We start from the raw sequence: 26,923 nt of genomic DNA on the forward strand, positions 1-26,923 counted from the left end.
GTCAGGCCGGGGCGGGTTCGGTGAGCGACAACAGCAACCGGACGAGGGTCGAAGCGTTGGCGTCGTGGGGGACTTCCAATTGCTTCGCCTCTTCGCCCGCCGCCTCGGCCGCCCTCGTCTCCCCGACGGCCTCGTACGCCCGGCGCAGCACGTGCAGGGTGAGGCCGGTCGCGGGTTTCCCGCCCATGGCCCGGAATTCGTCGAGGCAGTGGCGCAGCACGGGAATCGCGCGATCGGCCCGGCCGTCGCCGATCCAGCTGGCCGCGATCGCGCGCGTGCAGGAAAGCTCCCGCGGCCGTTCTTCGAGCGCGCCGGCCAGCCGCCGCGCGTTCTCGTAGGCCTTCACCGCGCCGACCCGCCGTCCGGCACCCGCGAGAATGGCGCCCTGCGTACGCAACGACTTCGCCAGCGCCGATTTCGCCGTCGTCCGGCGCAGTACCCGGACCGACTCCTCGATCGTCTCCAGTGCTTCCACCGGGTGCCCGTCGAGCATCAGCGACCACGAAAGTCCTTGCAGCGCAACGCCGAGCTGGCGTTCGTCACCTCGTTCGCGGGCGTGTGCGAGGATCCTGCGGTCGATCTCCAGCGCTTCGGAGACCTTGCCGAGCCGGTGCAACGCGGCGGACTCCGCGTGCCGCGCGTACGCTCCGGGCCCGGTTTCCTCCACAGTGGACAGTTCACGGGCCTGGGTCGCGGCGTGCAGGGATTCCCCCGCCCGGCCGAGGCCGACGAGGCAGTGCGCCAGATTCGTTTCGACCCACGCCTGCGCGGAACTGTCGCCGAGTGCCGCCAGCTCCTTCGAACATTCGCGATAACCCTCGACGGCGCGTTCGTACTCGCCGCGAGCGTGCAGCAATACCGTCAAGTTCGCCTCGGCGATGGCCACGATATGCCTGTCACCCGCCTCGCGGGCGGCGTCGCGCAGCGTCTCGTACGCCGTCCGCATATCGGTGTAGTGGCTGTGCAGATACAGATACGCGCTCAGCCTTTCCAGTATCCGCAACGCTTTTCGCCGCCAACCGATGGCACACAGCGACGAGACGGCGGTGACCAGATTGGCCCGCTCCACGGAGAACCACGCCCCGGGATCGCGCAGCAGCCGCTCGACCAGTTCGCCCGCGAGCGGTTGCGCGGGCAGGTCCTGATCCGACAACGGCATCGGCACCGTCCTCGGCAGACGGCGGGCCGCCGTGTCGGCGAGGCACAGCGCCGCGTCCGACACCTTCGCGACGGTGGCCACCCGCTCGGCGCGGGTCTCCAGTTCCCGGCCGAGTTCGGTGGCGAACACGCGAACGAGGTCGTGCACGCGGAACCGCTGTTCGCCCGTCGGATCGAGGCCGGTGGCTTGGAGCAGGCTGGCTTCGACGAGTTCGTCGATGGCCTCGTCCGCGTCTTCGTCGTCGGTGTCGTTGACGAGGGTCGACACCGCCCAGGCGGGAAGGTCGAGGGTGCGGCAGCGGCCGATCAACCGGAACGCGCGCCGCGCGGCCGGGCTCAGTGCCCGGTAGCTCAACGCGATGCTGCCGCGGACCTGAAGATCGCTGACCCGCAGTTCGTCGAGGCGGGAGACCTCGTCCTCCAGCTTCGCGGCGAGTTTCCCCAGCGGCAGTCCCGGCCGCATGGCGAGCCTGCTGCCCGCGATCCGCAGCGCCAGCGGGAGATTGCCGCAGGCCTTGGCGATCCGCTCCGCGTCCGCGCGTGCGGCGCCCACCCTGTCCGGTCCGGCCAGCCGCTCCAACAGGGTCATCGCCTCGGCGCCGGACAGCGGCGCGAGGTGGAGACGATCGGCCCCGGCGAGGCCGGAAAGCCGTTGCCTGCTGGTGATCAGGACGGCGCAGCCCGGCGTTCCCGGCAGCAGTGCGCGGATCTGTTCCGGGCCGGCGGCGTCGTCGAGCACGACGAGGACCCGCCGGTCGGCGAGGCGCCCGCGGTAGACGGCCGCCCGCGCCTCGACGTCGTCCGGAATGGCGGGGCCGGTGACACCCAGCGCCCGTAAGAGGTCGCCGAGGACGTCGGCGAGGTCGCGCGGACTCGAGGCGCCCGCCAGCGGGACGAACAGCTGACCGTCCGGAAAGGACCGGCGGAGCCGGTGCGCCGTGCTGATCGCGAGGGTGGACTTGCCGGCACCGGGTTCGCCGGTGATCACCGCGACCGGTACGCCGGTGCCGTCGCCGAGCAGGCCGGAGAGCCTCGCGATCTCGCCTTCGCGGCCGGCGAAATCCGCGATGTCCGGCGGGAGCTGGCAGATCGGGAAGACCGGCGTCACCTTGGTGGCGGGTACCGGATCCTCACCGCGCAGCACGGCGGCGTGCACGCGGCGGACCTCGGCACCGGGTTCCACGCCGAGTTCTTCGACGAGGGTGGTGCGCAGATCGCGGTAGACGGCCAGCGAATCGGCCTGCCGCCCGGCACGGTGCAGCGCGATCATCAGCTGCGCGGCCAGCCGCTCACGCAGGGGGTGTTCGGTGATCATCGCCTGGAGTTCGCCGGTGAGTTCGCCGTGCCTGCCGTCGGACAATTCGGCGTCGACACAGTCTTCGAAGGCGGCGAGACGTTCCGATTCGAGCCGGGCGATGTCCGCGTCGAGCCGGGGAACATGCAATCCGGACAGGACCGGCCCGCGCCATTCCGCGAGCGCGCGGCGGTAGTGCCCGGCGGCCACCGCCGGATCACCCGCCCGGGCCGCCGCCTTCCCCTCCGCCGCGGCTTCGCGGAAGGACAGCAGATCGAGTTCGCCGGGCTCGACCACCAGCCGGTAGCCGTGCGGATCCCGCTCGATCTCCAGCCCCTCGATCCGCGCACGCAGCCGGGAGACGTAGGTGTGCAGATTCGAGGCGTACGACTTCGGCGGCGTCTCCGGCCAGAGCGTCTCGACCAGTGCGTCGACCGGGACGGCCGAGTTCGCGTTCAGCAGCAGAACGGCCAGCAGGGTGCGCTGACGATCGCCGCGCGGCGTCGTCCGCCGCCCGTGCGGGCTCTCGATCGTCAACGGTCCGAGCACGCCGAATCGCGGCACGGGCACCTCCCCAGCTCATGAGAGGGGCGAGACTAGCGAGGGCGTCCGACAATTCTGTGACCTGTCCCCGGGTGGGGCCGCCCAGCGCGTACGGGCTCATCTGCACTGCTAGCCTTCGAACCCGGCATATCGGGACACCATTGGGGAGTTGCACGTGTCTGCAGGTGGCGGAACCAAGGCGATCATCGCCGCGCTCGTGGCGAACGCCGGAATCGCGGCCGCGAAATTCACCGGCTTCCTCATCACGGGGTCGTCCTCGATGCTCGCCGAGTCCGTGCACTCGCTCGCGGACACCTCGAACCAGGGGCTGCTGCTGCTGGGCCAGAAGACCTCGCAGCGCAAGGCGACCCGCACGCATCCGTTCGGGTTCGGGCGTGACCGGTACTTCTACTCGTTCATCGTCGCGCTGATGCTCTTCAGCCTCGGCTCGGTGTTCGCACTGTGGGAGGGCATCCACAAGATCGGCGAGCCCGAGGCGCTGACCTCGCCGCTGGTGGCCGTCGGCATCCTGGTGGTCGCGATCGGGTTGGAGTCGTACTCCTTCTACACCGCGATCCAGGAGTCGAAGAAGATCAAGGGCGACGCGGGCTGGTGGGCGTTCATCCGCCAGGCCAAGACCCCCGAACTCCCGGTGGTCCTGCTGGAGGACGCCGGCGCGCTGCTCGGCCTGGTGTTCGCGCTCATCGGCGTCGGCCTTTCCGTCGTCACCGGCGATCCGGTGTGGGACGGTATCGGCACCGTCATGATCGGCCTGCTGCTCGGCGTCATCGCGATCATCCTGATCATCGAGATGAAGAGCCTGCTGATCGGCGAAGGCGCTTCTCCGGCCGACCTCGACACGATCGTCGACGAACTGGCCGCGGGCAAGGTCGAGCGGGTCATCCACATCCGCACCCTCTACATCGGCCCGGACGAGATGCTGGTGGCCGCGAAGCTCGCTTTGGTACCCGGACTGGACACCGGCGAGGTCGCGCAGACCATCGACGACGCCGAAGCGCGTGTGCGCGCGAAGGTGCCTACGGCGAAGCTGATCTACCTGGAGCCGGACCTGGACCGCTCCCTGGTCTGATCCCCGCTCGGCCGGGAAGTCCGTGACCGCCGTCCGGAGCAACTGTCCGTACTCCGCCGGTTACCGTCGCGACCTCCTCATATTTCGTTGCTCTCCCACCGCGCTGCCGTTCCGGCCGAGAGATAGGGTCCGTTGAACCGCAGTCAGGTGTAGGAGGTCAAGGGTGCCCGGAAACGGTCTGTGGCGTACGAAATCCATCGAGCAGTCCATCGCGGACACCGACGAGCCGGGGACCAAGCTCAGGCGGAACCTGGGCGCGTGGGACCTGACCGTCTTCGGGGTCGCCGTCGTCATCGGCGCCGGGATCTTCACGCTCACCGCCCGTACGGCGGGTGACTTCGCGGGACCGTCCGTCTCGCTCGCGTTCGTGTTCGCGGCCATCGCCTGCGCCTTGGCCGCCCTCTGCTACGCGGAATTCGCGTCGACCGTCCCGGTGGCCGGGAGCGCGTACACGTTCTCCTACGCCACGTTCGGCGAGTTCATGGCGTGGATCATCGGCTGGGACCTCATCCTGGAACTCGCGGTCGGCGCGGCCGCGGTCTCGAAGGGCTGGTCCGCGTACCTCGAAACCGTGCTCTCCTACATTTTCGGCAAGGGCACGAAGACGACCTTCGAGATCGGCCCGGTGCCGGTCGACTGGGGCGCCCTGCTCGTGGTGCTCGTGCTGGCGACGCTGCTCGCCGTCGGCACGAAGCTGTCGTCGCGGTTCTCGATGGTGATCACCGGGATCAAGGTCGCGGTGGTGCTGTTCGTGATCGTGCTCGGCATCTTCTACATCAAGGGTTCGAACTACACCCCGTTCATCCCGGACGCCCAGCCCGCCGCGGAGTCGGCGTCCACCGGCGTCGACCAGTCGCTGTTCTCGCTGGTCGCCGGTGGCGGCAGCAGCGCGTTCGGCGTCTTCGGCCTGCTGGCCGCGGCGTCGCTGGTGTTCTTCGCGTTCATCGGCTTCGACATCGTCGCGACCACCGCCGAGGAGACGCGCAACCCGCAGAAGGCGGTGCCCCGGGGCATTTTCGGCTCGCTCGCCATCGTCACGGTGCTCTACGTCGCCGTGTCGCTCGTGGTCGTCGGCATGGTGAACTACAAGGATCTCGCCACTTCGGCCGGTGACGGCGGCAAGAAGACGCTCGCGTCCGCGTTCGCGGCCAACGGTGTCGACTGGGCGGCCAACATCATCTCCGTCGGCGCCCTCGCCGGTCTGACGACCGTCGTCATGGTGCTGATGCTCGGCCAGATCCGGATCATCTTCGCGATGTCGCGTGACGGCCTGATGCCGCGCGGCCTGGCGAAGACCGGGGAGAACGGCACGCCGAAGCGGGCGACCATCGTCGTCGGTGGGCTGGTCGCGGTCGCGGCGACGTTCTTCCCGGCGGACAAACTCGAGGAAATGGTCAACGTCGGGACGCTTTTCGCTTTCGTTCTGGTCTCCGCGGGGGTGCTGGTGCTGCGCAAGACCCGGCCCGATCTGCCCCGCGCCTTCCGGGTGCCGTGGGTTCCGGTGATCCCGATCCTCGCGATCGTCGCCTGTGTCTGGCTGATGCTGAACCTCACCGTGCTGACCTGGCTGCGCTTCCTCGCGTGGATGGCGCTCGGCATCGTCATCTACTTCGCCTACGGCCGTCGTCATTCGCTGCTCGGCAAGCAGAACAAGGACGAGGTGCCCACGTCCGTATCGGACTGATCATTCTCGTTTCGGCGGCCCACCATTCCTTTGTGGATGGTGGGCCGCGCTGTTCGGGGCCCCGGTTTCGGTGTGAAATCGGTGTGCGATAGCGTCCGGTCTCTCGCTTCCCCCTGACGGGTGAACGGGACTCGTGTAGACGCACTGCGAGTCGACCTTCACCCCTCCAAAGAAGCACCGCGCTTTGCTCGTTTGTCCCCCGATCGGTACAGGAGAGCTCTGAATGCAGATCATCACCAGACGGCGTGTCCGTTCCGCCGCCACCGTCTTCGCGCTGGCGACCGCCGCCCTGCTCGGCGTCACCGGCACCGCGCTGGCGTGCCATACCGACGACGGTCGCGCCATCGCGACGCCGAAGAACGTCAGCACCTGCGAGAAGGCCCAGCTTCCGGGCACCGAGATCTCGACGAAGGACCTGACCTTCACCGGTGGCACGGAGAAGGACAAGTACCTCAACATCACCGCTGTCGGTGAAGGCGTCACCGTCACCGCGATCGTCGTCAAGGGCGGCGACGGCTACAACATCTACGAGCCCGGCAAGCGGGGCCTCGGCAAGACACCGCCGTGGGAGAAGCTGCGCTCGCCGATGAACAACGGTGGTCAGCAGGCCGACATCAGCCACTGGTTCGCCTGTGGTGAGAAGAAGACCAAGCCGACCGAGCCGACGAAGCCGAGCGAGCCGACGAAGACCACGACGGCCAAGCCGACGACGACCGCGCCGACCACCTCGGACAAGCCGACCCAGACGTCGGAAGCCCCGAGCAGCACCACCGCCCCGGCCCCCGCGGTCGGCGGTAACGGTGGCAACGGCGGCGGCCTCGCGAACACCGGTTTCGACAACGCCTGGCTGCTGTGGGCCGGTGGCCTGCTGGTCCTGGCCGGTGCCGGCGTCCTGGTCCTGCTGCGCGTGCGCCGCAAGGCCAACTGAAGCTAGCTAGTGCCTGAAGGCCTCCTTCCTCGTGAAGGGGGCCTTCAGCGCATCTGGGGGAAGTCCCCGAACAGCGAGCCCTGCTCGCCCCAGGGTTTCGTCGGGCGGGGACGGCCGAGTCCGGCGGCCATCGCGACGGCGTTGTCCCATTCGGCGTCGACGACGTAGTCCGTGTGCTTGAGCACGCCGGGCGCCCAGCGGTGCCGCCCGGTCGGCCCGCGCATGGGGTCGGGCAGCCAGTGGTCGCCCCCGAGCACGAGGACGCCCTGGTCGTCGGCTTCGGCGGCCAGCGGTCCCGTTCCACCGGCGGCCAGATAGCCGTCGCCGAGCAGTTTCCCGCCCACCACGCGGTGCCGCCACGTCGTGACGCCGCCGCCGAAGATGTCCGTGCCGCGGCACAGCGCCCGCCATCGGCCGTCGAGATCCTCGTACAGCGCGGCCAGTTGGGCCTGCGGCAGCATCGCCGGGAAGGCCCGCTGATAACCCCATTGCAGCGGTGAGCCCGCGGTCAGCAGCCCGACGCGGTCGCGGTCTTCCGGCGGGAGATCGGCGATCACCCGCGCCGCCGCGAGCACGGTGAGCAGGCTGCCGAGGTTGTACCCGGACAGCACTACCCGCGTGCCCGGATCGGCGAGGTGTTCCTTGACCCGGTCCGCGAGTTCCGGGACGACCTTGAGCGCGTAACTCGGCGGGACGGTCGGATGCGCGGCACGCGGCCAGAAGCACACGAGGTCCGCCAGCGCGCCGAGGTGACGGCTGCGTTTGGGCGTCGTCGCGGCGGCGAACACGACCCGCAGCAGCCCCGCCGCCAGCGCGCCGAGCGCGAAGACACCGATCGTCGAGAGCGGCGTGAACCAGCCGGGCAGGTGCTCGAAACCGAAGCGCGCCACCAGGAGCGCGCCACCGCCCGCCGCCATCGCCAGCGCGACGGTGAGCGCGAGATGGTGCAGATGCTTGCGTTCCCACGAAGCACGGGCCCAAACGCGCGCGGCCTCTTCTTCCTGTGCCTTGCTGATCTCCATCAGCGCGACGATCTTCGGGATGCCGCGACGCAGGCGCCGCAGCGGGACGGCCACGGCGAACCCGAGCACACCGAGCACGACGGCGAGCGCGAGCCCGGCGCCCCACAGCACGGTCACCAGGAGGTAGGTGTCGGGCAGCCGCAGATCGTTCGCGCCGACCAGTTGCCGTAGCGCGACCGCGAGTCCCGCGCCGAAGCCGCCACCGAGCAGCCCGGCGAGCGCGAGGACCGGGGCCGCGGCCCAGCCGCCGAGCCACGGCCGCAGCCGGTGCGGCAGGTGCTTCCAGGTCGGACGGCCGAGCAACGCCGCCGGGATGAGCATCAGCGCGAACAGCGAGGTCACCGCGACCATCGCCGCGCCGAGCGCTTCGACCGTCCCGTCGGCTCCGCCGAGACCGCCGCCCGACAGCCCGGCCGGCAGCGGTGTCCGGCGGACGACGGCGATCCCGACCAGCGCCACGGCGATCGCGATCACTCCGCCGCGGACGATCGGTCCGGCCGAGAAACCGACCGTCGAAGCCACGAGCGCGGCGAGGACGAGCACCAGCGCGCAGCTCCAGACGATCAGGTCGAACGTCGCCGTCGGCAGCCGGAACGGCCCGCCGAGCAGCGGAAGCGCGACACAGGTCAACGCGGCGACGGTGTGCAGCGTGCGCAGGCCCGGCGTCCGCGGCAGGTCCTGGGGCTGCAGCGGGCTCGAACTGTGGGCGCGGTGCAGCCTGTTCCGTGATCGCCAGTCCGAGGACGGGATCCGGTCGAGCACGAAGATCAGCACCAGCAGCGGCACCACGCCGATCGCGGTCCGCAGCGGCGCGAAATCCCGCAGGAACGACGGCGCGCCCGAGAGGCAGGCGGAGCCGGGGGCGAGGCATTGTGCGGCGAACAGGTCCAGCGAGACCACCGCGAGCTGGCTGATCAGCAGCATCGTCAGCAGCAGCGAAGCCACCCGCAACACGCCTCGGCAAGCGGCGGCGAGCAGCGCGGCGGACCGCTTGCCCTCCGGGACCGGCGGCAGCATCCAGTGCGCGACGTTCGCCAGCGAAAAGGGGAACAGCAGCGCCCAGGTGGCCTTGGCCGCACCCCCGGAGGTCATCCCGCTCCACAGGTAGCCTTCGAGAATGCGCGGGATCGAACGGCCGAGCGCGGGCAGCACCGGACCGGGAGCGGGACGGCGCAGCCGGTCCGACGGCCGGATCAGCCTGCCGATCCCGTCGCCCGCGACGTCGACCACCGACGTCGAATCCAGCAGGCTTTCACCGCTCGTGCCCACCAGCCCGGGTACGCGTATTTCGACGACGCGGGTGTCGGGACCCGGCATGACCACGGTGAAGGCCTCCAAACCGTTCCAGTGGGGACTGAGCCGACAACGGTACTGTTCCGATGTCATCCAACCTTGGAGGAAGCGCGCATATGACCCCCGAAAGCGTTGCCAAGCGGCACGACACCCGCAACGGCATCGAGTTCGCCGTCGCCGATCTCGAGGCCGCCGAGTTCGGCCGCAAGGAGATCCGCCTCGCCGAGCACGAGATGCCTGGCCTGATGGCGTTGCGCCGCGAGTACGCCGAGGTGTATCCCCTGCGGGGAGCCCGGGTTTCGGGCTCGCTGCACATGACGGTACAGACCGCGGTGCTGATCGAGACCCTCGTCGCGCTGGGCGCGGAGGTGCGCTGGGCCTCGTGCAACATCTTCTCCACGCAGGACCACGCCGCCGCGGCGGTCGTCGTCGGCCCGCACGGCACCGTCGAGGAGCCGAAGGGTGTGCCGGTGTTCGCCTGGAAGGGCGAGTCGCTGGAGGAGTACTGGTGGTGCACCGAGAAGATGCTGACCTGGGACGGCGAGGGTCCCAACATGATCCTCGACGACGGCGGCGACGCCACCATGCTGGTGCACAAGGGAACCGAGTTCGAGAAGGCGGGCGTCGTCCCCTCGCCGGACGAGAACACCTCGGACGAGTTCCGCGTGTTCCTCCAGCTGCTGAGCGCCTCCGTCGCGGCCGACACCGGCAAATGGACCAAGATCGGCGAAGGCATCCGCGGGGTCACCGAGGAGACCACCACCGGCGTCCTGCGGCTCTACCAGCTCGCCGCGGCCGGTGAGCTGCTGTTCCCCGCGATCAACGTGAACGACGCCGTGACCAAGTCGAAGTTCGACAACCGCTACGGCATCCGGCACTCGCTGATCGACGGCATCAACCGCGGCACCGACGTCCTCATCGGCGGCAAGGTCGCGGTCGTCTGCGGCTACGGCGACGTCGGCAAGGGCGCCGCGGAATCGCTGCGCGGCCAGGGCGCCAGGGTGATCGTCACCGAGATCGACCCGATCTGCGCGCTGCAGGCGGCGATGGACGGCTACCAGGTCAAGAAGCTGGAGAACGTCCTCGGCGAGGCCGACATCATCATCACGACCACCGGAAACAAGGACGTCGTGCTCGTCGAGCACATGGCTCAGATGAAGCACCAGGCGATCCTGGGCAACATCGGCCACTTCGACAACGAGCTCGACATGGCGGGTCTGCAGCGCTACCCGGGTATCCGGCGGATCAACATCAAACCGCAGGTCGACGAGTGGGTCTTCCCGGACGGCAAGAGCATCATCGTGCTGTCGGAAGGCCGTCTGCTGAACCTGGGCAACGCGACCGGCCACCCGTCGTTCGTGATGTCGAACAGCTTCTCCAACCAGGTGATCGCGCAGATCGAGCTGTTCACCAAGTACGAGGAGTACGACAAGGAGGTCTTCCGCCTCCCGAAGAAGCTCGACGAGAAGGTCGCGAAGATCCACCTCGACGCGCTCGGCGGTGAGCTCACGAAGCTGACCAAGGAGCAGGCCGAGTACATCGACGTGGACGTCGAAGGCCCGTTCAAGACGGATCACTACCGGTACTGACCGGCTGCCATGAAAGGTCCTTTCCTTGCAAAATTTGCCAGGAAAGGACCTTTCATGGCGGGCTGACCGGCCGGCGGGAGGTGCGTCGTTCCCACGGCTGTGCCCACATCCGCGGCCGCGGCGGGGAACGAAAGTTGACCCTGGTGGCTGCGGACTCGCTCGGCGAAGACAGGGCATCCGGCGTCGATCAGCTTGCCTGCCAGATCGGCACGCCCGGCGGCGCGTTGTGCCCAGTACATCGTTTGCCGCCGGGTCACCTCGCGCACGAGCTCGGGTGCGCTGTCGTCGATGAGGACGAAGAACTCGTCAGGTTTGTACACCTCGTAGGGCAGGGAGTCCGGGTCCACCCCGTTCTGGGAGAACCCGTTGTCGCAGCTCAGAATGATTTCTGCGGAACAGGCGATCGCCGCGGCGTGCACGTGTTCGTCGTCGGCGTCCTTGCCGGGAAACGAGCCGTCGACGACGAAGTCCTCGACGCGGACGTTCGCATCGACGAACACTCTCGTCGGGACCACCGCACGAGGTTATCGGCCGTCCCGGTCGCGGCCGGAACGGCCGTGCACCTGCGTTTCAGTCGTCTTCGAGCGCGCGGAGTTCGTCGAACGCGGCGATCTGCCGCTGCCGGCGGGCCTGTTGCTCTTGTAGCACATCAACGGTCCGCAGGCGCGTGTGCGAGCCGACCTTGCGGGCTGGTATCTCACCGGCGTTGACCATGCGCATCAGCGTGGGCCGGGAGATGCCGAGGAGCTTGGCCGCCGCGGTGGTGGTGAGTTCCTCGGGCATCGAGCTGACCGTGACGGTCTGCCCGAGGGCCACGGCTTGAACGACCTGGGTGATGATCTGGGACAGCTCCATCGGAACCGGGATGGTCTGATCTCCCCCGCCGCTGTCCGCGGTAAATCGGGCACCGCGGCGCGGGAGAAGGTTCGCCAGTTCCTGGGCTTGCTGCTGGTCGCGCTTGTCGGCCAGCACAACATCCCGATCGGTCGTACCCACCAGCGTCGACACGCTCATCACTTCCCCACTACGATCTGCAGTTACATCCGCACAGGCTTTCACCTGTATCTGCAACCTTGGGTCCAGAGAACCATCGAGCTGGCGTGCGCGCAAGCTCGATGCGCACACATCACACCCTGGTGGTTCACCGCTGAAGCGGGCTGGTGATGCAGTCTGGATCACCACCAGGTCCGTGAGCCCGCGCGGGCTAGCGCCACTCGACCTCGATGCCGGCCAGCCCCGGCCCGGCGTCGCTGAAGTAGCCACTGGTCACGCCGCCCATGTCGAGCGGCAGCTCCTCGGACTCGACGGGCACGGCGTCGTCGCGGGTCCGGAACTGCCGCGTGCAGCGGGCGGGCAGCGCGCCGAGCGCGAACTTGAGCTGCACCAGATAGCTCGAACACTGGTCCCGCAACATCCGGAAGTAGCCGGGCGACGCGGTGCCCGAGTCGTCGCGGACCTCGAAGCAGAACACGTGGATCTCGCCCTCGGCGAGCTTCCGGTCGAAGAGCAGCTCGGTGGCCATCGTCTCGGCGTCGGCGTTGCGCCGGATCCGGCCGACCCGGCAGCCCTCGGCGGTGATCAGCTCGACGTCGCCGATATTGCAGCCTGGGTCGCCGTTGTAGACGGTGACGTACCGGTCCGGGCCGTGCCGCCGTGCCCGGCACACCAGCCGGGTCTGCAGGCCGACCTGCCGGTGCGCGGCGTCGAAGGTGATCGTGTCGTGCACCGAAAGCATTTCGAGATCGGCGTTGTAGCGGTTGGCCGACGGGTACGCGCCGAGTTCGGACAGCAGCTGGTCGACGATCGAACCCATGTCACCGGAACGGATGTCGTGGAACGACGCGGCCATCTGATGCCCGCGCGCCCGCGCCGTCCGCGGCCCGATCAACACGACGAGCGCGTCGGGAGGCAGTTGCAGCACCGATTCCAGGGCACGGACCGCCGGCAGCGCCTTGGGTACCTCCGGCTGGCGTAACCCGCGCTGCCAGTAGCTCAGCGTCGACTGTCCGATTTGGACGCCGCGAAGGCCGAGATGGGCGCGAAGCCGGGCCAGAGAGAGACCGCGATAGGCGATCGCCTGCCGCAACGCGTGGTGGAATTCGCCGCTGCGCAGGGCTTCGACCAGCTCTTTGGGCAGTGCTTCGAGCGGTTGACGGCGCGCGCCGTCGATGATCGTCGGGGTGTCCCCTTCTCGTGTCACCGCTCGTCCCTTCACCAGACCAGTGTGTGCGCTGAGCGTGAACACCGCGGAACGTTCACGTTAGCAGCGCACTGTGAACACTACGTCCCCCGTTCGGGGTGGTTGACCCCGGAAGAGTGACCGTTCCGGGGTGCGGAAACGCCCCGGAACGGTCCGTTCCGCCGAGTGCCCATCTTGCTCTGTGTGAACCTTCTGTTCACCGTTGTGACCACATTGGTTCGCCATGGTGACCAGGAGGCCCGTCGTGCCTGTGTTCTCGAGGAGGGTTTGCGCCGCGGGCGCCGCGAGTCTCGCGGCGTGGCTCGCGGTCGCGACCCCGGCGAGCGCGCTGCCCTCGCCGCCGGCCCGGCAGCACTCCGCCTACCAGAACCCCATCGTCATGCAGGTACAGGAAAAGTCGCAGTGGTGCTGGGTGGCCTCGGGCAACACCATCGCGGCACGCCACGGCGTCACCGTCAGCCAGAACGAATTCTGCCGGATGGCCCACGACGAGCGGCGCCGGGACTGCGCCGACCGCACTGGGACGCTGGGCGACGTCCGGCATGCCTTCGGGAAGCTCGGCTTCTCGGCCCCGGGAAACTACGTCAAGGGCCGCATCGGCTACTCGGCCGTTCAGGCGCAGACCGGTGCCGGGCAGCCGGTGCAGACCAGGGTCGGCTGGGCCGCGGGCGGCGGCCACATGCACGTGCTCTACGGCTACGACACCGGCCGGAAGTGGGTCTCGTGGGGGGATCCACTGCCCACCGGTAACCGCTACAACTGGTCGACCTACGACTTCTACGCCGGCAACCGGTCCTTCACCTGGACCCACACCCTCACCGGGATCCGGCGATGAGGGCGCGGCGGCTCCTCGGGCTCGCCGGGCTCGTCGCGATCGCGTTGCTGACGTCGGCGCCGGGAGCGCGCGCGGATCACCTGTCGGGTGAAGATCTCGCGGCCGCGAAGGCGGCCGCCGACGATCCCACGCTGCGTGCGGAAATCAGTCGGTTCTTCACTCAGACGGGTGGTTCGGGGCATTCGCCGTCGGTCACCGTCGTCGACGAATCCGTCCCGGTTTACGAGCTTTCGAGGGATTTCGTCGCCGGAAACGGCGCGGTCGCCGGGCAGCTCGCCTATGTCGCCATCCCGGTGACGGCGTCCGACGGGCAGACCGCGACGGTCTGGTCGGTCCGTGGCGACGACGGTGTCTGGCGCGTCGGCAACATCGCGTCGGGTGACCGGGAAAGCGAACTGGCCCGGCGGCTGCCCGCCGGTGCGACGCTGCTCCACGAGCCCCAGGTCGACGCCTGGTACGCGCTGCGCGACGGCCGGGTGACGCTGCTCGACTCGGGCGCCGGCGGCTACGCGTCCGGCGCGTCGACCACACTCGCGGAGTACCAGAAGACGGTCTCCGGCCGGTACGGATCGATGCTCGCGGGCTCGCCCTACGCCCAAGAAGGCAAGGCCGGTGGTTACAACGCCCAGGTGATGCCTCGCGGTGACGGCGGCCCCGCACCCGACGCGCAGGACACCGGCTTCGTCCCGCTGCTGATCTTCGGCGGCCTGCTCCTCATCGGTATCGCCGGCTTCTTCCTCCACTCGAAGCGGCGCGTCCCCTAGCGGACCGGTGGGCCGGGCGTGTGCTGACCCCGCCTGGCCCGCCGGTCGACCACGGCACCTTAAAGTAGGCGCTGTGGGACGACTCGTGGTGATCGAAGGTCTGGACGGCGCCGGAAAGCGCACCCTCGCCGACGCGCTGACCGGTGCGCTGAACGCCGACGGCGCGAGCGTCACGTCGATCGCGTTCCCGCGTTACGGCGAAAGCGTGCACGCAGACCTCGTGCGCGAGGCGCTGCACCGAGGACACGGCGACCTCGCCGACTCCGTCTACGGCATGGCGATGCTCTACGCGCTCGACCGTCGCGGCGCGGCGGACGAGATCCGCGCCCGTCTCGACGATCACGACGTCGTGCTGCTCGACCGGTACGTCGCCTCGAACGCGGCGTACGGCGCGGCCCGGCTCCACCAGGGCGTGGACGGCGAGTTCGTCCGGTGGCTCCGCGACCTGGAGATCGAGCGGTTCGGTCTGCCGGTGCCCGCCGCGCATCTGCTGCTGCGGGTCACCTCCGACGTCGCCGCCGAACGCGCGCAGCGCCGTGCGGAGGGCGACGCCGCCCGCGCGCGGGACTCCTTCGAGACCGACGACGCGCTCCAGAAGCGCTGCTCGGTGGTCTACGACGAACTGGCCGCGACCGGCTGGCTCGCGCCTTGGCACGTTCTCGACGGCGTCGCCGGGGTCGATACCGCCGCGCTGGCCACCACCCTTCTCGGCGTTTAGTCCTCTAAATGCGGTACTTGCGTGCGCAACTACCGCGTTCAGTCCTCTAAATGCTTGAGCAGCCAGTCGTGGAACTCGCCGATGTGGTGCTCCGAGGGCATCAGGACGCCGCCGTCGCGGTAGGCGCGGGAAGCCATCGCGGGCTGACAGCGTTCGCACGCGGCGAAGTCCTGCTCGTTGACGCGGTGGAACAACTCCACCGACCGTGACACGTCCCGGCCGGAGGCCACGACGTCGGCCGAGTACAGCCAATCGCATTCGACGACCGTCCGGTCCGGCGCGAGGGGGTACATCCGGTGGAAGATCACGTGATCCGGCACCAGGTTCACGAACACCTGCGGCCGGATGGTGATCGCGTAGTACCGCCTGTCCTGCTCGCTCGCGACGCCGTCGAGCCGCGCGAAGCCCGACCCGCCGTCGATGGTGAACCCGTCGACGTCCTCGCCGAACTCGGCACCGTGCCCGACGTAGTACTGCGCCGCGTAGCCGTCGGCGAACTCCGGCAGCACCTCGGTCAGTTCGGGGTGGATCGTCGCGCAGTGGTAGCACTCCATGAAATTCTCGACGATCAGCTTCCAGTTCGCCTTGACGTCGTAGGTGATCCGGCGCCCGACCGAAAGCCCGTCGAGGCCGTACCGCTCGATCGACTCGACGTCGCCCAGCCGTTCGCGCACCGCGCCTTCGACGTCGGCCTCGAACGACGGCGGGTCCGCGGCCAGGCAGACCCACGCGTAACCCAGCCACTCCCGCAGGTGCACGGTGTGCAGGCCGTATCCGGCGCGGTCGATGTCCGGCAGGTTCGCCAGATTCGGCGCCGCGATCAGCTTCCCGTCGAGTCCGTAGGTCCACGCGTGGTACGGGCACTGGAAGGCGCGCTTCACCGTGCCCGACTCCTCGGTGCACAGCCGGGCGCCCCGGTGGCGGCAGACGTTCAGGAACGCCTTCAGCCCACCGTCACGGCCTCGGCTGACGAGCACGCTCTCGCGTCCGATTTGGACGGTCCGGAAGTCGCCCGCCGACGGCAGATCCGCCGAACGCACCGCGCAGAACCACCCGCGCTCGAAGAGTTTTTCCTGTTCGGCCGCGAAGATCCCGGGGTCGGTGTAGTAATCGCCTGCCAGCGTCGGGATGAGACTCGTCATCTCGGCACTCCCGTCAGCCGGGCGGGGTCGAACAGGGCGATCGGATGGTCGGTGGTGCCGTCCACCACCAGGTCGGCGAGCACCTCGCCGACCACCGGCACGAATTTGAAACCGTGCCCGGAGAAGCCACAGGCGACCACCACGCGTTCGCAGGTGGGATGGCGGGAGATGACGAAATGCTCGTCAGGGGTGTTCGTGTACATACAGGTCGCCGCCCGCAGGAAGGTGCCGGGCAGCGACGGCATCTTCCGGCCGACGAAAGCGGAGATCTCGCCGATCTCCTCGGCGTGCACCGTCCGGTCGATGGTCTCCGGAGTGCAGGTCTTGCCGCCGCGGAAGAACGCCACCTTCACGCTCCCGGAGTCGTCGTGTGACGGGAAGCCATAGAACTGACGGCCGTTCTCGCCTTCCCAGACGTAGATCGGATGCCGTTCCGCACGGAACGCCTCCGCTCCGCCCGACGGGGCGAACCAGTACTGGATCTGCCGTTCGATGGTGAACTCGACACCGAGTTCGGCGAGCAGTTCCGGTGCCCAGGCGCCGGGACAGATCACCAGCTGCTCGGCGGTGTAGAAGTTCTGCGAGGTGCCGACCCGGACACCGGTGGACGTCTGGTGCCACGAAAGGACTTTCTCCTCGTGGCGCAGTTCGGCCCCGGCCCGTGTGGCGAGTTGCAGATGTGCCGCCACACTGCCTTCCGGTACCACGAATCCGGCGTTCTCCTCGTACAGCGCGATTTCACCCTCGGCCGGGTTCATCGTCGGGAACCGGCGCCGGACCTCCGACGCGTCAAGGATCTCGTGCGGCAGATCCCATTTCCGGGCGCTGGCAAGGCTTCCCGACACCGTCCGCGAGCCGGGGGCACCGAGCATGATCCCGCCGCAGCGGGTGAAGATCTTCCGGCCGGAGTCGCGTTCGATCCCGTCCCACAGTTCGTGTGCCCGCACCAGCAGCGGGACGTACGCCGGATCTTCGAAGTACGCCTGCCGCGTGACCCGCGAGCCGCCGTGGCTGGAGCCGAGATTGTGCACCGGCGCGAACTGGTCGATGCCCAGCACCCGCTGTCCGCGCCGGGCGAGCCGGTACGCGGCCGCGCTGCCCATCCCGCCGAGGCCGATGACGATGACGTCGTAATGGCTCATGCGGCACTCCTGATCCGGGTCATGCCGGCGTCGAACAGCGGTTCACTCGCCACGACGGCGGGGATCCGCTCGCCGAAGTACTCGATCTCCAGCGGCCTGCCCGGCTGGGTGAACTCGACCGGAAGCCAGGCGTACGCGATGTTCTTCGCGACGGTGTAGCCGTACGCCGCACTGGTGACGTATCCGGCGGGGCGGCCGTCGGCGTACACGGGTTCCTTGCCGAGGACCACCGAGTACGGATCGTCGATCGTGAGGCAGGTCAGCTTCCTGGTGACGGTGTCTTCCGAGCGGCCGGCCAGCGCGTCCCGCCCGATGAAGTAACCCTTGTCCATTCTTACCGCGAAACCCAGTCCGGCCTCGAACGGGTCGTGCTCCGCGGTGACGTCGGTGCCCCACAGGCGGTACCCCTTTTCCAGTCGCATGCTGGAGAAGGCGTCGCGTCCGGCGGCGATGACGCCGTGCGCCTGCCCGGCGTCCCAGAGCGTGTCCCACAATTCGCGGCCGAGGTCGGCGCTCGTGTACAGCTCCCAGCCGAGTTCGCCCACATAGGACAGTCGCAGCGCGGTCACCGGCACTTGGCCGACGTAGGCCTGTTTCGTCTTGAAGTAGCCCATCGCCTTGTGGGAGAAGTCTGTTGTGGACAGTGGCTGGAGCACCGCTCTGGCGAGTGGCCCCCACAAGCCGATGCAACAGGTTCCCGGCGTTGTCTCGTGGATCTGCGCGGCGCCGTCACCCGGCAGATGCCGTCGCAGCCAGTCGATGTCGATGGCGCTGTTGACCCCGACCTGGAACCGTTCGGTGCCGATCCTGGCCACGGTGAGGTCGCTGCGCACGCCGCCGTCCTCGCCGAGCAACAGGGTGTAAGTGACCGAGCCGGGTTTCTTGTCGAGCTGGTTCGTGGTCATGGTCTGGAGGAACGGCAGCGCACCGGGTCCGGTGACCTCCACGCGTTTCAACGACGTCATGTCGAACATCGCGACCCGCTGCCGCGCGACCAGTGCCTCGGCGCCGCCGATCGGTGACCAGTATCGCGCGGCCCAGTCGTTGCGGGCCGGGATGAGGTCGACTTCCGGCAGGTTCGCGTTCGCCTCGTACCAGTGCGGCCGCTCCCAGCCGCTCGCTTCGAGGAAGAACGCGCCGAGGTCCGCCTGCCGCTCGTAGAACGGGCTCGTCCGCAGTGGCCGCGGTTCCTCCATGGGTTGCAAGGGATGGACGACGTCGTAGACCTCGACGAAGCTCTGGCAACTGCGTGCCATGACGTAGTCCGGGGCCAGTTGCACCTTTTCGAACCTGGCGAGGTCGCAACCGTGCAGATCCGCCTCGGGCTGCCCGTCGACCAGCCACTGCGCCATCGCCCGCGCGACCCCGGCCGAATGCGTGATCCAGACGGCTTCCGCGACCCAGAACCCGTCGAGGTCCGGATGCTCACCCAGCAGCGGCATCCCGTCGGGGGTGAACGAGAACAGCCCGTTGATGCCTTCTTCCACCTTGGTCTCGCCCAAGGGTGGGAGCAGCGCGACGGCGGCCGCCCAGGACTCTTCGAAGTCCGACGGCGTGAACGCGAGTTCCGACGGCATACCCTCGCTGGTGCGAGGATCGCCGATCTCCTTGGCGGGTAACGGCATCGGCCGGTGCCCGTAGGCGCCGATGCCGATGCGATCGGCGTGCTCGCGGAAGTAGAGGTCGGCGTCCTGGTGCCGCAGGATCGGCAGGGTCGCTTCTTCGAGCGCACCGGCGAGTGACGGCAGGGGAGTGGTGCGCGCGTACTGGTGCGCCATCGGGACCAGCGGGATCGTGAGGTCCACCAGTTCGCCGAGCACCGGACCCCACATCCCGGCGCAGGAGAGCACGATGTCCGCGCGGAAACTCCCGGCCTCGGTGGTGACGCCGGTGACCCGTCCGCCCGCGCTTTCGACGCCGACGACCTTCTGGTGCGCGAGGAATTTCGCGCCGCGACCGATCGCGCGCCTGGCCTGTGCCTCGGCCGCCCGCAGGGGTTTCGCCAGACCGTCGGACGGGATGTGAAACCCGCCGAGCACCTTGGCCGAATCGAGCAGCGGATGCAGCGTGGCGCATTCGTCCGGCTCGATCAGCCTGCTTTCGACACCCGACGCGGTCGCCCAGCCGTGTCGCCGCTTGAGGTCGGCGAGCCGCTCCGGCGTCGTGGCCACCTCCAGCCCGCCGACCGGCCGGAAGCACGGCTTGCCGTCGAGGTCGAGCGCGCCGTATTTGGCGACGGTGTAGCGGGCGAACTCGGTCATCGTGCGGCAGCCGGTGGTCTGGAAGACCAGTCCGGGCGCGTGCGAACTGGACCCGCCGGTGGTGAACAGGTCGCCCTGTTCCAGCACGGTGAGGTCGGTCCAGCCGCGTTCGGTCAGCTCGTCGGCGATCGCGCAGCCGACGATACCGGCGCCGATCACGACCACGCGGGGTCTGAGGGCCATGGTGAGGGGAACCTCCTGCCTGCCCAGGCGTCCACAGTGGACACGGGGCATCGGGGTGACCGGCGCTGTTGCGGATGAGGCACGGTGTTCCGTCTTCAGCAACAAAGTGCGGCACGTGCGGGCACGCTGTCAAGAGCCAGAAGAGGTCGGCTGCTTCAACCGGCGCGCGCAATGAAAGGTCCTTTCCTTGCAAAATTTGCAAGGAAAGGACCTTTCATAGCGCGCACGTGGGCCGTGAAAGGACCGGTCACCTCACTCGGTGAAGTACCCCAGCTGCGCCGAGAGAGCCGCGGAGGCCTCGGTCAGCGGCCGCACGATCTGCCGCACCCGCTGCTTCGAGAGCCGGTACGAGGGACCGGACGCGCTCATCGCCGCGACGACCTCGCCGCCGGGCCCGTGCACCGGGACCGCGACCGCGTGCATCCCCAGCTCCAGCTCCTCGAAGCAGGCCGCGTACCCGTCCTCGGCCACGCGCTCCAGTTCGGCGGTCAGCTCGTCGGGGTCGATCGTGGTCCGCGGCGTGAACTGTTCGAGTTTCCGCCGGAGCAAGCGTTTGCGCTCGACGTCGTCCATGTACGCGAGCAGGACCTTTCCGCTGGAGGTGGCGTGCAGCGGCGTGCGCTGGCCGGTCCAGTTCTGCGTGGTGATCGCGGCCGAGCCGCGGGCCTGGCTGATGTTGATCGCGACCCCGTCGTCGGCGATCGCGATGTTGACCGTTTCGCCGAGCGTCTCGGCCAGCCCCTGGCAGGTCTGCCTGCCCAGTTTCGCCAGATCCATCCGGCCGGTGGCGGCACCGGCGAGCCGGACGACACCGAAACCGATCGCGTACTTGCCGCGTTCGCCGAGCTGCTCGACGAGGCCGCGGTTTTCCAGGACGCTCAGCAGACGAGAGGCCGTCGATTTGTGCACGCCGAGTTCACCCGCGATCTCGGTGATACCCGTTTCCCCGTTGCGTGCCAGCAGTTCCAGCACGCTGATCGCGCGGTCGACGGACTGCACCTGACTGGGTGTTGCGTTCCCCGTGTCCTGGTTCCGCATGACGCAACAGTAGCCGTTTCGCCCACATCCGCTCGGCTGAGTGGGCGAATCTCTTGACGCACCGGCCCCTCGGGGGCGATTGTTGCGCAGAGCACGTCCAGTCTCGTAATACGCAACATCAACAAACCGTCGGTCCTTTCCCCGGAGGCCCCGATGATCCGTGCCTGCTCCGTCTCCGAACTGCCCGAAGGCGAGGCTCTCCGCCTGGATGGCCCCGTCCCCGTCTCGGTCTTCCATGCCGAGGGCGGGTTTTACGCCCTCGACGACACCTGCACTCACCAGGACGCGTCGCTCGCCGACGGCTGGATCGAGGACTGCTTCGTCGAATGCCCGCTGCACGCGGCGCGGTTCGATCTGCGGACCGGCGTCCCGGCCTGCCTGCCCGCGAAACACGCCGTGCGCACGTACCCGGTCGTCGTCGACGACGGGGTGATCTACGTGGACACCGAGGCGCGTCAGGAAGTGGCTTGAGAACCGTCGCCGTCGTCGGCACGTCCCTGGCCGGACTCCGGTCGGCGCAGGAGCTGCGCGCGCAGGGCTTCGACGGGCGGCTGGTGATGATCGGCGCGGAACCGCCGTACGATCGGCCGCCGTTGTCGAAGGATTTCTTGCTGGGCAAGGTTTCCGCCGAGGATCTCGCCCTCGACGGGCGAACCGGTCTCGACGCGCTGGAGGCCGAATGGCACCTCGGCGTCCGCGCCGAACGGCTCACCGGCGACGGCGTGGCGCTCGACGACGGTACGACGATCGCCGCGGACGGTTACGTCATCGCGACCGGCGCCGTGGCCAGAACCCTTGGCGCGGCGAGGAATCTGAAAGGCGTTCACACCTTGCGGACGCTCGACGACGCCGTCGCGCTGAAACGAGGCCTCGCGGCCGGGCCTGCCGCGGTGGTCGTCATCGGCGCGGGATTCATCGGCGCGGAGGTCGCGTCCGCCTGCCGTCTGCTCGGTCACGACGTCACCGTCATCGAGGCGATGCCCGTCCCGCTGGCTTCGGTCGTCGGACCGGAAATGGGCGCGGTATGCGGCGCGCTGCACGCCGAGAGCGATGTCCGGTTGCTCACCGGCGTTCCCGTTTCCGGGTTCGCCGGGACCGATCGTGTCACCGGTGTGCGGCTCGCGGACGGCAGGGAGATCGCCGCCGATCTCGTCGTCGCCGGAGTGGGGGCGAGACCGGCCACCGAATGGCTGACCGGTTCCGGGCTCGCCGTCGACGACGGGGTGCTGGTCGATTCCGGCTGTGTCACAGCGAATCCCCGAGTGATCGCGGTGGGTGACGTCGCGCGGTACCGCTGCCGTCTGCGCGGTAGACGGCTCCGTGCCGAGCACTGGACGGCCGCGAACGAACAGGCGGGCGTCGCGGTCGCGAATCTGCTCGCCGGCGCGACCGTCACGCATTTCGCACGACACGGTTACTTTTGGTCCGATCAGTACGGACGCCGCATCCAGTTCGCCGGAGTGGCCACAGAAGACGTCCGGACCGTCGAAGGCGATGTCGCGGCGAAGCGTTTCGTGGCGGCCTACTACCGCGACGACGCCTTGGCCGGTGTGTTCGCCATCGACTCTCCTCGCCCCTTCACCAGGCTCCGGCGCTCCCTCTAGGGTCCGAATGCCCTACTCGGATGGAGCAATTTGCCCGATTCGATGATCTTTCTGGTGGTCACATCGCCGGGTCGCGCGCTCGCGCGGGGAAACTAGTGCGAACATAGGTTTATGAAGGCACGTGTTCTGGTCGTCGACGACGACCCTGCTCTCGCGGAGATGCTCACCATCGTGCTGCGTGGGGAGGGGTTCGACACAGCCGTCGTGGCCGACGGCTCACGGGCGCTGCCGGCGCTTCGTGAGCTGAAACCGGATCTGGTCCTCCTCGACCTCATGCTGCCCGGCATGAACGGCATCGACGTCTGCAAGGCGATCCGGGCCGAGTCCGGTGTGCCGATCGTGATGCTCACCGCCAAGAGCGACACCGTGGACATCGTCCTCGGGCTCGAGTCGGGTGCCGACGACTACGTGGTCAAGCCCTTCAAGCCGAAGGAGCTGGTGGCCCGCGTCCGCGCGAGGATGCGTCGCACCGAGGCCGAGCCCGCCGAGTCGCTGACGATCGGCGACCTCGCGATCGACGTCCCCGGCCACGAGGTGACCAGGGAGGGCAAGGCCATCCCGCTGACCCCGCTCGAGTTCGACCTCCTGGTCGCGCTCGCCCGCAAGCCGCGGCAGGTGTTCACCCGTGAGGTGCTGCTCGAGCAGGTGTGGGGTTACCGCCACGCCGCCGACACCCGCCTGGTGAACGTGCACGTCCAGCGTCTGCGGTCGAAGGTGGAGAAGGATCCGGAACACCCCGAGGTGGTGTTGACCGTTCGCGGCGTCGGGTACAAGGCCGGCCCGCCGTGATCGCCCCATGAGAGGACGCTTTCCCCAGCTTGCCCAAACCACGATGCGCCGCCTTCGGCGCATCGTGGTTTTCGTGCGCCGTAAGTCCATCGCCTTCAACGAGCTGTGGCGGCATTCGCTGCAGTTCCGGGTCACGGTGTCCACACTGGCGCTGTCGTCGGCCGTGGTGTTCGTACTGGGCATGGTGTTGCAGAACCAGATCACCGAACGGCTGCTCGAAACCAAGCAGAACGCGGCGATCGCGCAGACCAGGGCGGTCGTCGAGACCGCGGCCAGCGAGCTGGTCGGCGTCGGCGCCGAAACGCCGGAAGCGATGGCCGCGCGGCTGAAGAACGCGCTGAAGAAGATCTCCAGCACCACGACCTCGCAGGACGGCGCGGGCTCGGCCGCCGGCACCTTCGAACCGGTGCTGGCCGCCGGTGGCCGCGACCTGTCGAGCCAGCCGGTGGCCGCCGGTCCCTACGAGCGGGTGCCGGTGCGGCTGCGTCAGTTCGTGGAGACCGAGCAGGTCAGCTACCTGATACACACGGTCACCGAACCGGACGGCGGCAAGACGACGTATCTGATCGTCGGTGCCCCGGTGACCACCATGATCAACCCGCTTCAGCTCTACTTGCTCTACCCGCTCACCAGTGAGCAGAACACCGTCTCGACCGTGCAGAACACGCTGCTCGTCGGCTGTCTCGTGCTGCTGCTCCTGCTGGCCGGGATCACGAACCTGGTCACCCGGCAGGTGGTGCGGCCGGTCCGGCAGGCCGCCGCGGCGGCGGAGGGATTCGCGGGTGGCGACCTCGACCAGCGGCTCGCCGTGCTCGGCGAGGACGATCTGGCCAAACTCGCCGTGTCCTACAACGAGATGGCCGCGAGCATCCAGCGGCAGATCCGGCAGCTCGAGGACTTCGGTGGGCTGCAGCGCCGGTTCACCTCCGACGTCTCGCACGAACTGCGCACCCCGTTGACCACCGTCCGGATGGCGGCCGACGTGCTGCACGCGTCACGCGAGCAGTTCCCGGCCGGCCTCGCCCGCTCCACCGAACTGCTGGTCGACGAACTCGACCGGTTCGAAGCCCTGCTCGGCGACCTGTTGGAGATCAGCAGGCTCGACGCGGGGGTGGAGGAGCTATCGGCCGAGCTGATCGACGTCCGGCCGATCGCGACCAGGGCCGTCGAACAGGTCCGGGTGATCGCGGGCAACGCGGGCAGTTCGGTCGAGCTGGTACTGCCGGACGAAGAGGCAGCCGCCGAGGTCGACGCGCGCCGCGTCGAGCGGATCCTGCGCAACCTGCTGGCCAACGCGGTGGACCACAGCGAAGGGAAACCGGTGGTCCTGACCCTGGCGGTGAACGAGACCGCGATCGCCATCACCGTGCGCGACCACGGCGTCGGGCTCCGCCCCGGCGAGGCGGAACTGGTGTTCAACCGGTTCTGGCGCGCCGACCCATCCCGCAACCGCCGGACCGGCGGCACCGGGCTCGGCCTCGCGATCAGCCAGGAGGACGCGCGGCTGCACGGCGGCGTGCTCGACGCGTGGGGCGAGACCGGCCACGGCGCCTGTTTCCGGCTCGTACTGCCGCGACAGCAGGACACGCCGATGGGGGAGAGCCCGCTGGTGCTGCCGCCGCCCGATCACAAGGGCACCGACTCACTCGGCTTGTCGTCCGGACTGCTCGAAGTCAGGCCGGCGCCCGAGGCGATCTTCGCCGAGTCCGAGGAGGTGGGCCGGTGAAACGGCTGCTGACCCTGCTCGCGGTGTTTCTGCTGGTCGCCGGTTGCGCGAACATCCCGCTCGAATCCCAGCCCGCCGTCGTCTCCGGGGACAAACCCGCGCAAGCACCGGTGGACGTCCCCGAACCGGCGGCCGGGATCGACTCGCTGACCGTCACCCGGCAGTTCATCCGCAACTCCGCGACACCGGGCACCGCGAACGCCAACGCGCGGGTCTACCTCGACGACGAGGCTCGGCGTACCTGGAAGCCGTCGCCGGGGCTGACGATCATCGACGACACCTTCGGCACCGTCTACGACACTTCGTCACCGCAGGCGAACCCGGACGAGCAGCTGGTGAACGTCCGCGGGTTCAAACTCGGCACCCTGAGCCCCGACAGCGCGTTCATCCCGCAGAAGGCCGAGTACTCGCAGCAGTTCAAGCTGCGGAAGCAGTCGAACGGCCAGTGGCGGATCGTGGATCCGCCGCAGGATCTCGCCATCACCGACGAGGATTTCTCGGTCAACTACTTCCGGGTGCCGATCCGGTTCTACTCACCCGATTCCGGCACCTTCGTCCCCGACCTCCGCTACGTCGCGGCGAAACCGCAGTCCGGGCTCCCTGGCCGGGTGATGGACCTGGTGCTGCAAGGACCGTCGGAAGGGCTGAAGGGTGCGGTCAAAGACCTGCTCGCGGACCAAGTCACCACCGACACGAACGTGCGCAGCACGGACGACGGGACCCTGGACGTCGCGCTGACCGGTATCGGCGGGGCCAGCCCCGCGGACCGGTCCCTGATCGCCGCGCAGATCGTCCTCTCCCTGCAGACGGTGACGCTGAGCCGGATCCGCTTGCTGGCCGACGGCACCGCGCTGGTGCCGGACCACGAGTACTGGCGCTCCAGTGACCTGCCCGCGTACAACACGGAGATCGAGCCCAATTCGGAGCTGAAGGGGCTGATGACGGTGAACGGGCGGGTCCGGTCGCTCGGCGACGGGGCTCCGGTCGGGGGGCCGGCGGGCAACGGCGGGTACAAGGTCGTCAGCGCCGCGCAGTCCGTCGACGGCAAACGGCTCGCGGTGGTCGAAGAGCGGGACGGCAGACAGTGGCTGCGGGTCGGCGATCTCGGCCACGACCTCGCCTCGGTCGACCTGTTCGGCGGCAGCCTGAGCCGCCCGACCTGGCGGCCGGTCCCTCGCGGCAGCGGCGGGGTTTCGGGCGAGGTCTGGACGGTCGTCGACCACAACACCGTCGCCAGGGTCACGCTGGCCGCGGACGGCCGCTGGGTGAAGGCGGGCGTCGACGCGACCATGCTCACCGGACTCGGCCAGATCACCGAACTGCGGCTCTCGCGCGACGGATCACGCCTGGCCGCGGTGGTCAACGGCCAGCTGGTGATCGCCTCGATCGTGCGGACGGCGGATTCGGTGGCCCTGCGCGCGCCTCGCTCGCTGCAGGAACGCCAGCTCAAGGACGTCGTCGACGTCGACTGGGCGACACAGGACCACCTGATCGTCGCCACGTCGTCGAGCACCCTGCCGGTGGTCAAGGTGCCGCTGGACGGGCAGCGGATGGACACCTTCAACAGCTCGAACCTGACCCCGCCGGTGCACGGCGTCACCGCGGCGCCCAACCGGCAGAACCTGGTCGCGGACGCGGGCGGGCTGTGGGTCGCTTCCGAACTGGGCGAGGTCTGGCGGCCGCAGGCGCACACCGTCACCGACGCGGATCCGTTCTACCCGGGCTGAGCCTTCACGCGCGGCAGAAGGGGAGCAAGGGACCTTTAGTATCGCTAGCTTTCCTAGCATCGCTAGCGAATAAGGGTGCCCGGGAGTCCGTGAAGGCCTCCTTCCCCACTTTGAGGGTCAGGGTCCCGGCAATGTCGGGATGCTGCAGGTCGGGGACCTCTTCGTCATGGCGCAGACACGGGGTCGCACCCCG

At 68.8% G+C, this 26,923-nt stretch carries 21 protein-coding genes; 12 read left to right on the forward strand and 9 right to left on the reverse strand.

Features of this window, described 5'->3' with window-relative positions:
* Position 1: 1 nt before the first annotated feature.
* The gene (locus ACZ7KI_RS06725; protein WP_470272224.1) at positions 2 to 3,016 is read right to left on the reverse strand and encodes an AfsR/SARP family transcriptional regulator; all 3,015 of its coding nucleotides are present in this window, start codon (positions 3,014 to 3,016) and stop codon (positions 2 to 4) included.
* Positions 3,017 to 3,170: 154 nt separating this feature from the next.
* Between ACZ7KI_RS06725 and ACZ7KI_RS06730 the strand changes: the two genes are divergently transcribed.
* From ACZ7KI_RS06730 to ACZ7KI_RS06740, 3 genes are all read left to right on the forward strand, one after another.
* Entirely contained in the window at positions 3,171 to 4,085 is a 915-nt protein-coding gene (locus ACZ7KI_RS06730; protein WP_470272225.1) for a cation diffusion facilitator family transporter, read from the forward strand.
* 163 nt (positions 4,086 to 4,248) lie between these two features.
* Positions 4,249 to 5,769: an amino acid permease gene (locus tag ACZ7KI_RS06735; protein WP_470272226.1), complete on the forward strand. Its 1,521-nt coding sequence runs from the start codon at positions 4,249 to 4,251 to the stop codon at positions 5,767 to 5,769.
* A 223-nt stretch (positions 5,770 to 5,992) separates the two neighbouring features.
* On the forward strand, positions 5,993 to 6,697 hold the full coding sequence (locus tag ACZ7KI_RS06740; protein ID WP_470272227.1) for an LPXTG cell wall anchor domain-containing protein: 705 nt from the start codon (positions 5,993 to 5,995) through the stop codon (positions 6,695 to 6,697).
* 44 nt (positions 6,698 to 6,741) lie between these two features.
* On the opposite strand, the gene ACZ7KI_RS06745 is transcribed toward ACZ7KI_RS06740, so the two are convergent.
* Positions 6,742 to 9,036, reverse strand: coding sequence for a hypothetical protein (locus ACZ7KI_RS06745; protein WP_470272228.1), 2,295 nt, complete (start codon positions 9,034 to 9,036; stop codon positions 6,742 to 6,744).
* Positions 9,037 to 9,128: 92 nt separating this feature from the next.
* Between ACZ7KI_RS06745 and ahcY the strand changes: the two genes are divergently transcribed.
* Positions 9,129 to 10,601 carry an adenosylhomocysteinase gene (gene ahcY / locus ACZ7KI_RS06750; RefSeq protein WP_061985970.1) on the forward strand — a complete coding sequence of 491 codons (1,473 nt, stop codon included), beginning with the start codon at positions 9,129 to 9,131 and terminating at the stop codon, positions 10,599 to 10,601.
* Here the strand turns inward: ahcY and ACZ7KI_RS06755 are convergent.
* The 3 genes from ACZ7KI_RS06755 to ACZ7KI_RS06765 form a co-directional block, all read right to left on the reverse strand.
* Positions 10,589 to 11,101: a hypothetical protein gene (locus ACZ7KI_RS06755; RefSeq protein WP_470272229.1), complete on the reverse strand. Its 513-nt coding sequence runs from the start codon at positions 11,099 to 11,101 to the stop codon at positions 10,589 to 10,591. The genes ahcY and ACZ7KI_RS06755 overlap by 13 nt on opposite strands.
* Before the next feature lie 70 nt (positions 11,102 to 11,171).
* Positions 11,172 to 11,615, reverse strand: a complete 444-nt coding sequence (locus ACZ7KI_RS06760) for a helix-turn-helix domain-containing protein (RefSeq protein WP_470272230.1) — start codon at positions 11,613 to 11,615, stop codon at positions 11,172 to 11,174.
* 190 nt (positions 11,616 to 11,805) lie between these two features.
* The gene (locus ACZ7KI_RS06765; RefSeq protein ID WP_465503797.1) at positions 11,806 to 12,801 is read right to left on the reverse strand and encodes a hypothetical protein; all 996 of its coding nucleotides are present in this window, start codon (positions 12,799 to 12,801) and stop codon (positions 11,806 to 11,808) included.
* Between the two features lie 250 nt (positions 12,802 to 13,051).
* On the opposite strand from ACZ7KI_RS06765, the gene ACZ7KI_RS06770 reads away from it, so the two are divergent.
* From ACZ7KI_RS06770 to ACZ7KI_RS06780, 3 genes are all read left to right on the forward strand, one after another.
* Positions 13,052 to 13,636 (forward strand): papain-like cysteine protease family protein, encoded by a 585-nt coding sequence (locus ACZ7KI_RS06770; protein ID WP_470272415.1) that lies wholly within the window; start codon positions 13,052 to 13,054, stop codon positions 13,634 to 13,636.
* Positions 13,633 to 14,400, forward strand: coding sequence for a hypothetical protein (locus tag ACZ7KI_RS06775; protein ID WP_470272231.1), 768 nt, complete (start codon positions 13,633 to 13,635; stop codon positions 14,398 to 14,400). The genes ACZ7KI_RS06770 and ACZ7KI_RS06775 overlap by 4 nt, the downstream gene beginning before the upstream one ends.
* Positions 14,401 to 14,485: 85 nt before the next feature.
* On the forward strand, positions 14,486 to 15,118 hold the full coding sequence (locus ACZ7KI_RS06780; protein WP_470272416.1) for a dTMP kinase: 633 nt from the start codon (positions 14,486 to 14,488) through the stop codon (positions 15,116 to 15,118).
* Positions 15,119 to 15,156: 38 nt separating this feature from the next.
* Here the strand turns inward: ACZ7KI_RS06780 and ACZ7KI_RS06785 are convergent, their stop codons facing one another.
* The 4 genes from ACZ7KI_RS06785 to ACZ7KI_RS06800 all read right to left on the reverse strand — a co-directional run bounded on the left by ACZ7KI_RS06785 (position 15,157) and on the right by ACZ7KI_RS06800 (position 20,884).
* Complete coding sequence (locus tag ACZ7KI_RS06785; RefSeq protein WP_470272233.1) at positions 15,157 to 16,260, reverse strand: aromatic ring-hydroxylating oxygenase subunit alpha; 1,104 nt, start codon at positions 16,258 to 16,260, stop codon at positions 15,157 to 15,159.
* Positions 16,257 to 17,402 (reverse strand): N-methyl-L-tryptophan oxidase, encoded by a 1,146-nt coding sequence (gene solA / locus ACZ7KI_RS06790; protein ID WP_470272234.1) that lies wholly within the window; start codon positions 17,400 to 17,402, stop codon positions 16,257 to 16,259. The genes ACZ7KI_RS06785 and solA overlap by 4 nt, the downstream gene beginning before the upstream one ends.
* Positions 17,399 to 19,846: a GcvT family protein gene (locus ACZ7KI_RS06795; protein WP_470272235.1), complete on the reverse strand. Its 2,448-nt coding sequence runs from the start codon at positions 19,844 to 19,846 to the stop codon at positions 17,399 to 17,401. Before ACZ7KI_RS06795 ends, solA begins: the two co-directional genes overlap by 4 nt.
* 252 nt (positions 19,847 to 20,098) lie before the next feature.
* The gene (locus tag ACZ7KI_RS06800) at positions 20,099 to 20,884 is read right to left on the reverse strand and encodes an IclR family transcriptional regulator (protein WP_470272236.1); all 786 of its coding nucleotides are present in this window, start codon (positions 20,882 to 20,884) and stop codon (positions 20,099 to 20,101) included.
* Between the two features lie 153 nt (positions 20,885 to 21,037).
* Between ACZ7KI_RS06800 and ACZ7KI_RS06805 the strand changes: the two genes are divergently transcribed.
* From ACZ7KI_RS06805 to ACZ7KI_RS06825, 5 genes are all read left to right on the forward strand, one after another.
* Positions 21,038 to 21,355, forward strand: coding sequence for a bifunctional 3-phenylpropionate/cinnamic acid dioxygenase ferredoxin subunit (locus tag ACZ7KI_RS06805; RefSeq protein ID WP_470272237.1), 318 nt, complete (start codon positions 21,038 to 21,040; stop codon positions 21,353 to 21,355).
* Complete coding sequence (locus ACZ7KI_RS06810) at positions 21,352 to 22,488, forward strand: NAD(P)/FAD-dependent oxidoreductase (RefSeq protein WP_470272238.1); 1,137 nt, start codon at positions 21,352 to 21,354, stop codon at positions 22,486 to 22,488. The genes ACZ7KI_RS06805 and ACZ7KI_RS06810 overlap by 4 nt, the downstream gene beginning before the upstream one ends.
* Before the next feature lie 111 nt (positions 22,489 to 22,599).
* The gene (gene mtrA / locus ACZ7KI_RS06815) at positions 22,600 to 23,277 is read left to right on the forward strand and encodes an MtrAB system response regulator MtrA (protein ID WP_005150760.1); all 678 of its coding nucleotides are present in this window, start codon (positions 22,600 to 22,602) and stop codon (positions 23,275 to 23,277) included.
* 43 nt (positions 23,278 to 23,320) lie between these two features.
* Positions 23,321 to 25,003 carry an MtrAB system histidine kinase MtrB gene (gene mtrB / locus ACZ7KI_RS06820; RefSeq protein ID WP_470272239.1) on the forward strand — a complete coding sequence of 561 codons (1,683 nt, stop codon included), beginning with the start codon at positions 23,321 to 23,323 and terminating at the stop codon, positions 25,001 to 25,003.
* Positions 25,000 to 26,730, forward strand: a complete 1,731-nt coding sequence (locus ACZ7KI_RS06825) for an LpqB family beta-propeller domain-containing protein (protein WP_470272240.1) — start codon at positions 25,000 to 25,002, stop codon at positions 26,728 to 26,730. The genes mtrB and ACZ7KI_RS06825 overlap by 4 nt, the downstream gene beginning before the upstream one ends.
* The last annotated feature ends 193 nt before the right edge of the window (positions 26,731 to 26,923 follow it).

The organism is Amycolatopsis sp. NPDC039088 (assembly GCF_055598845.1).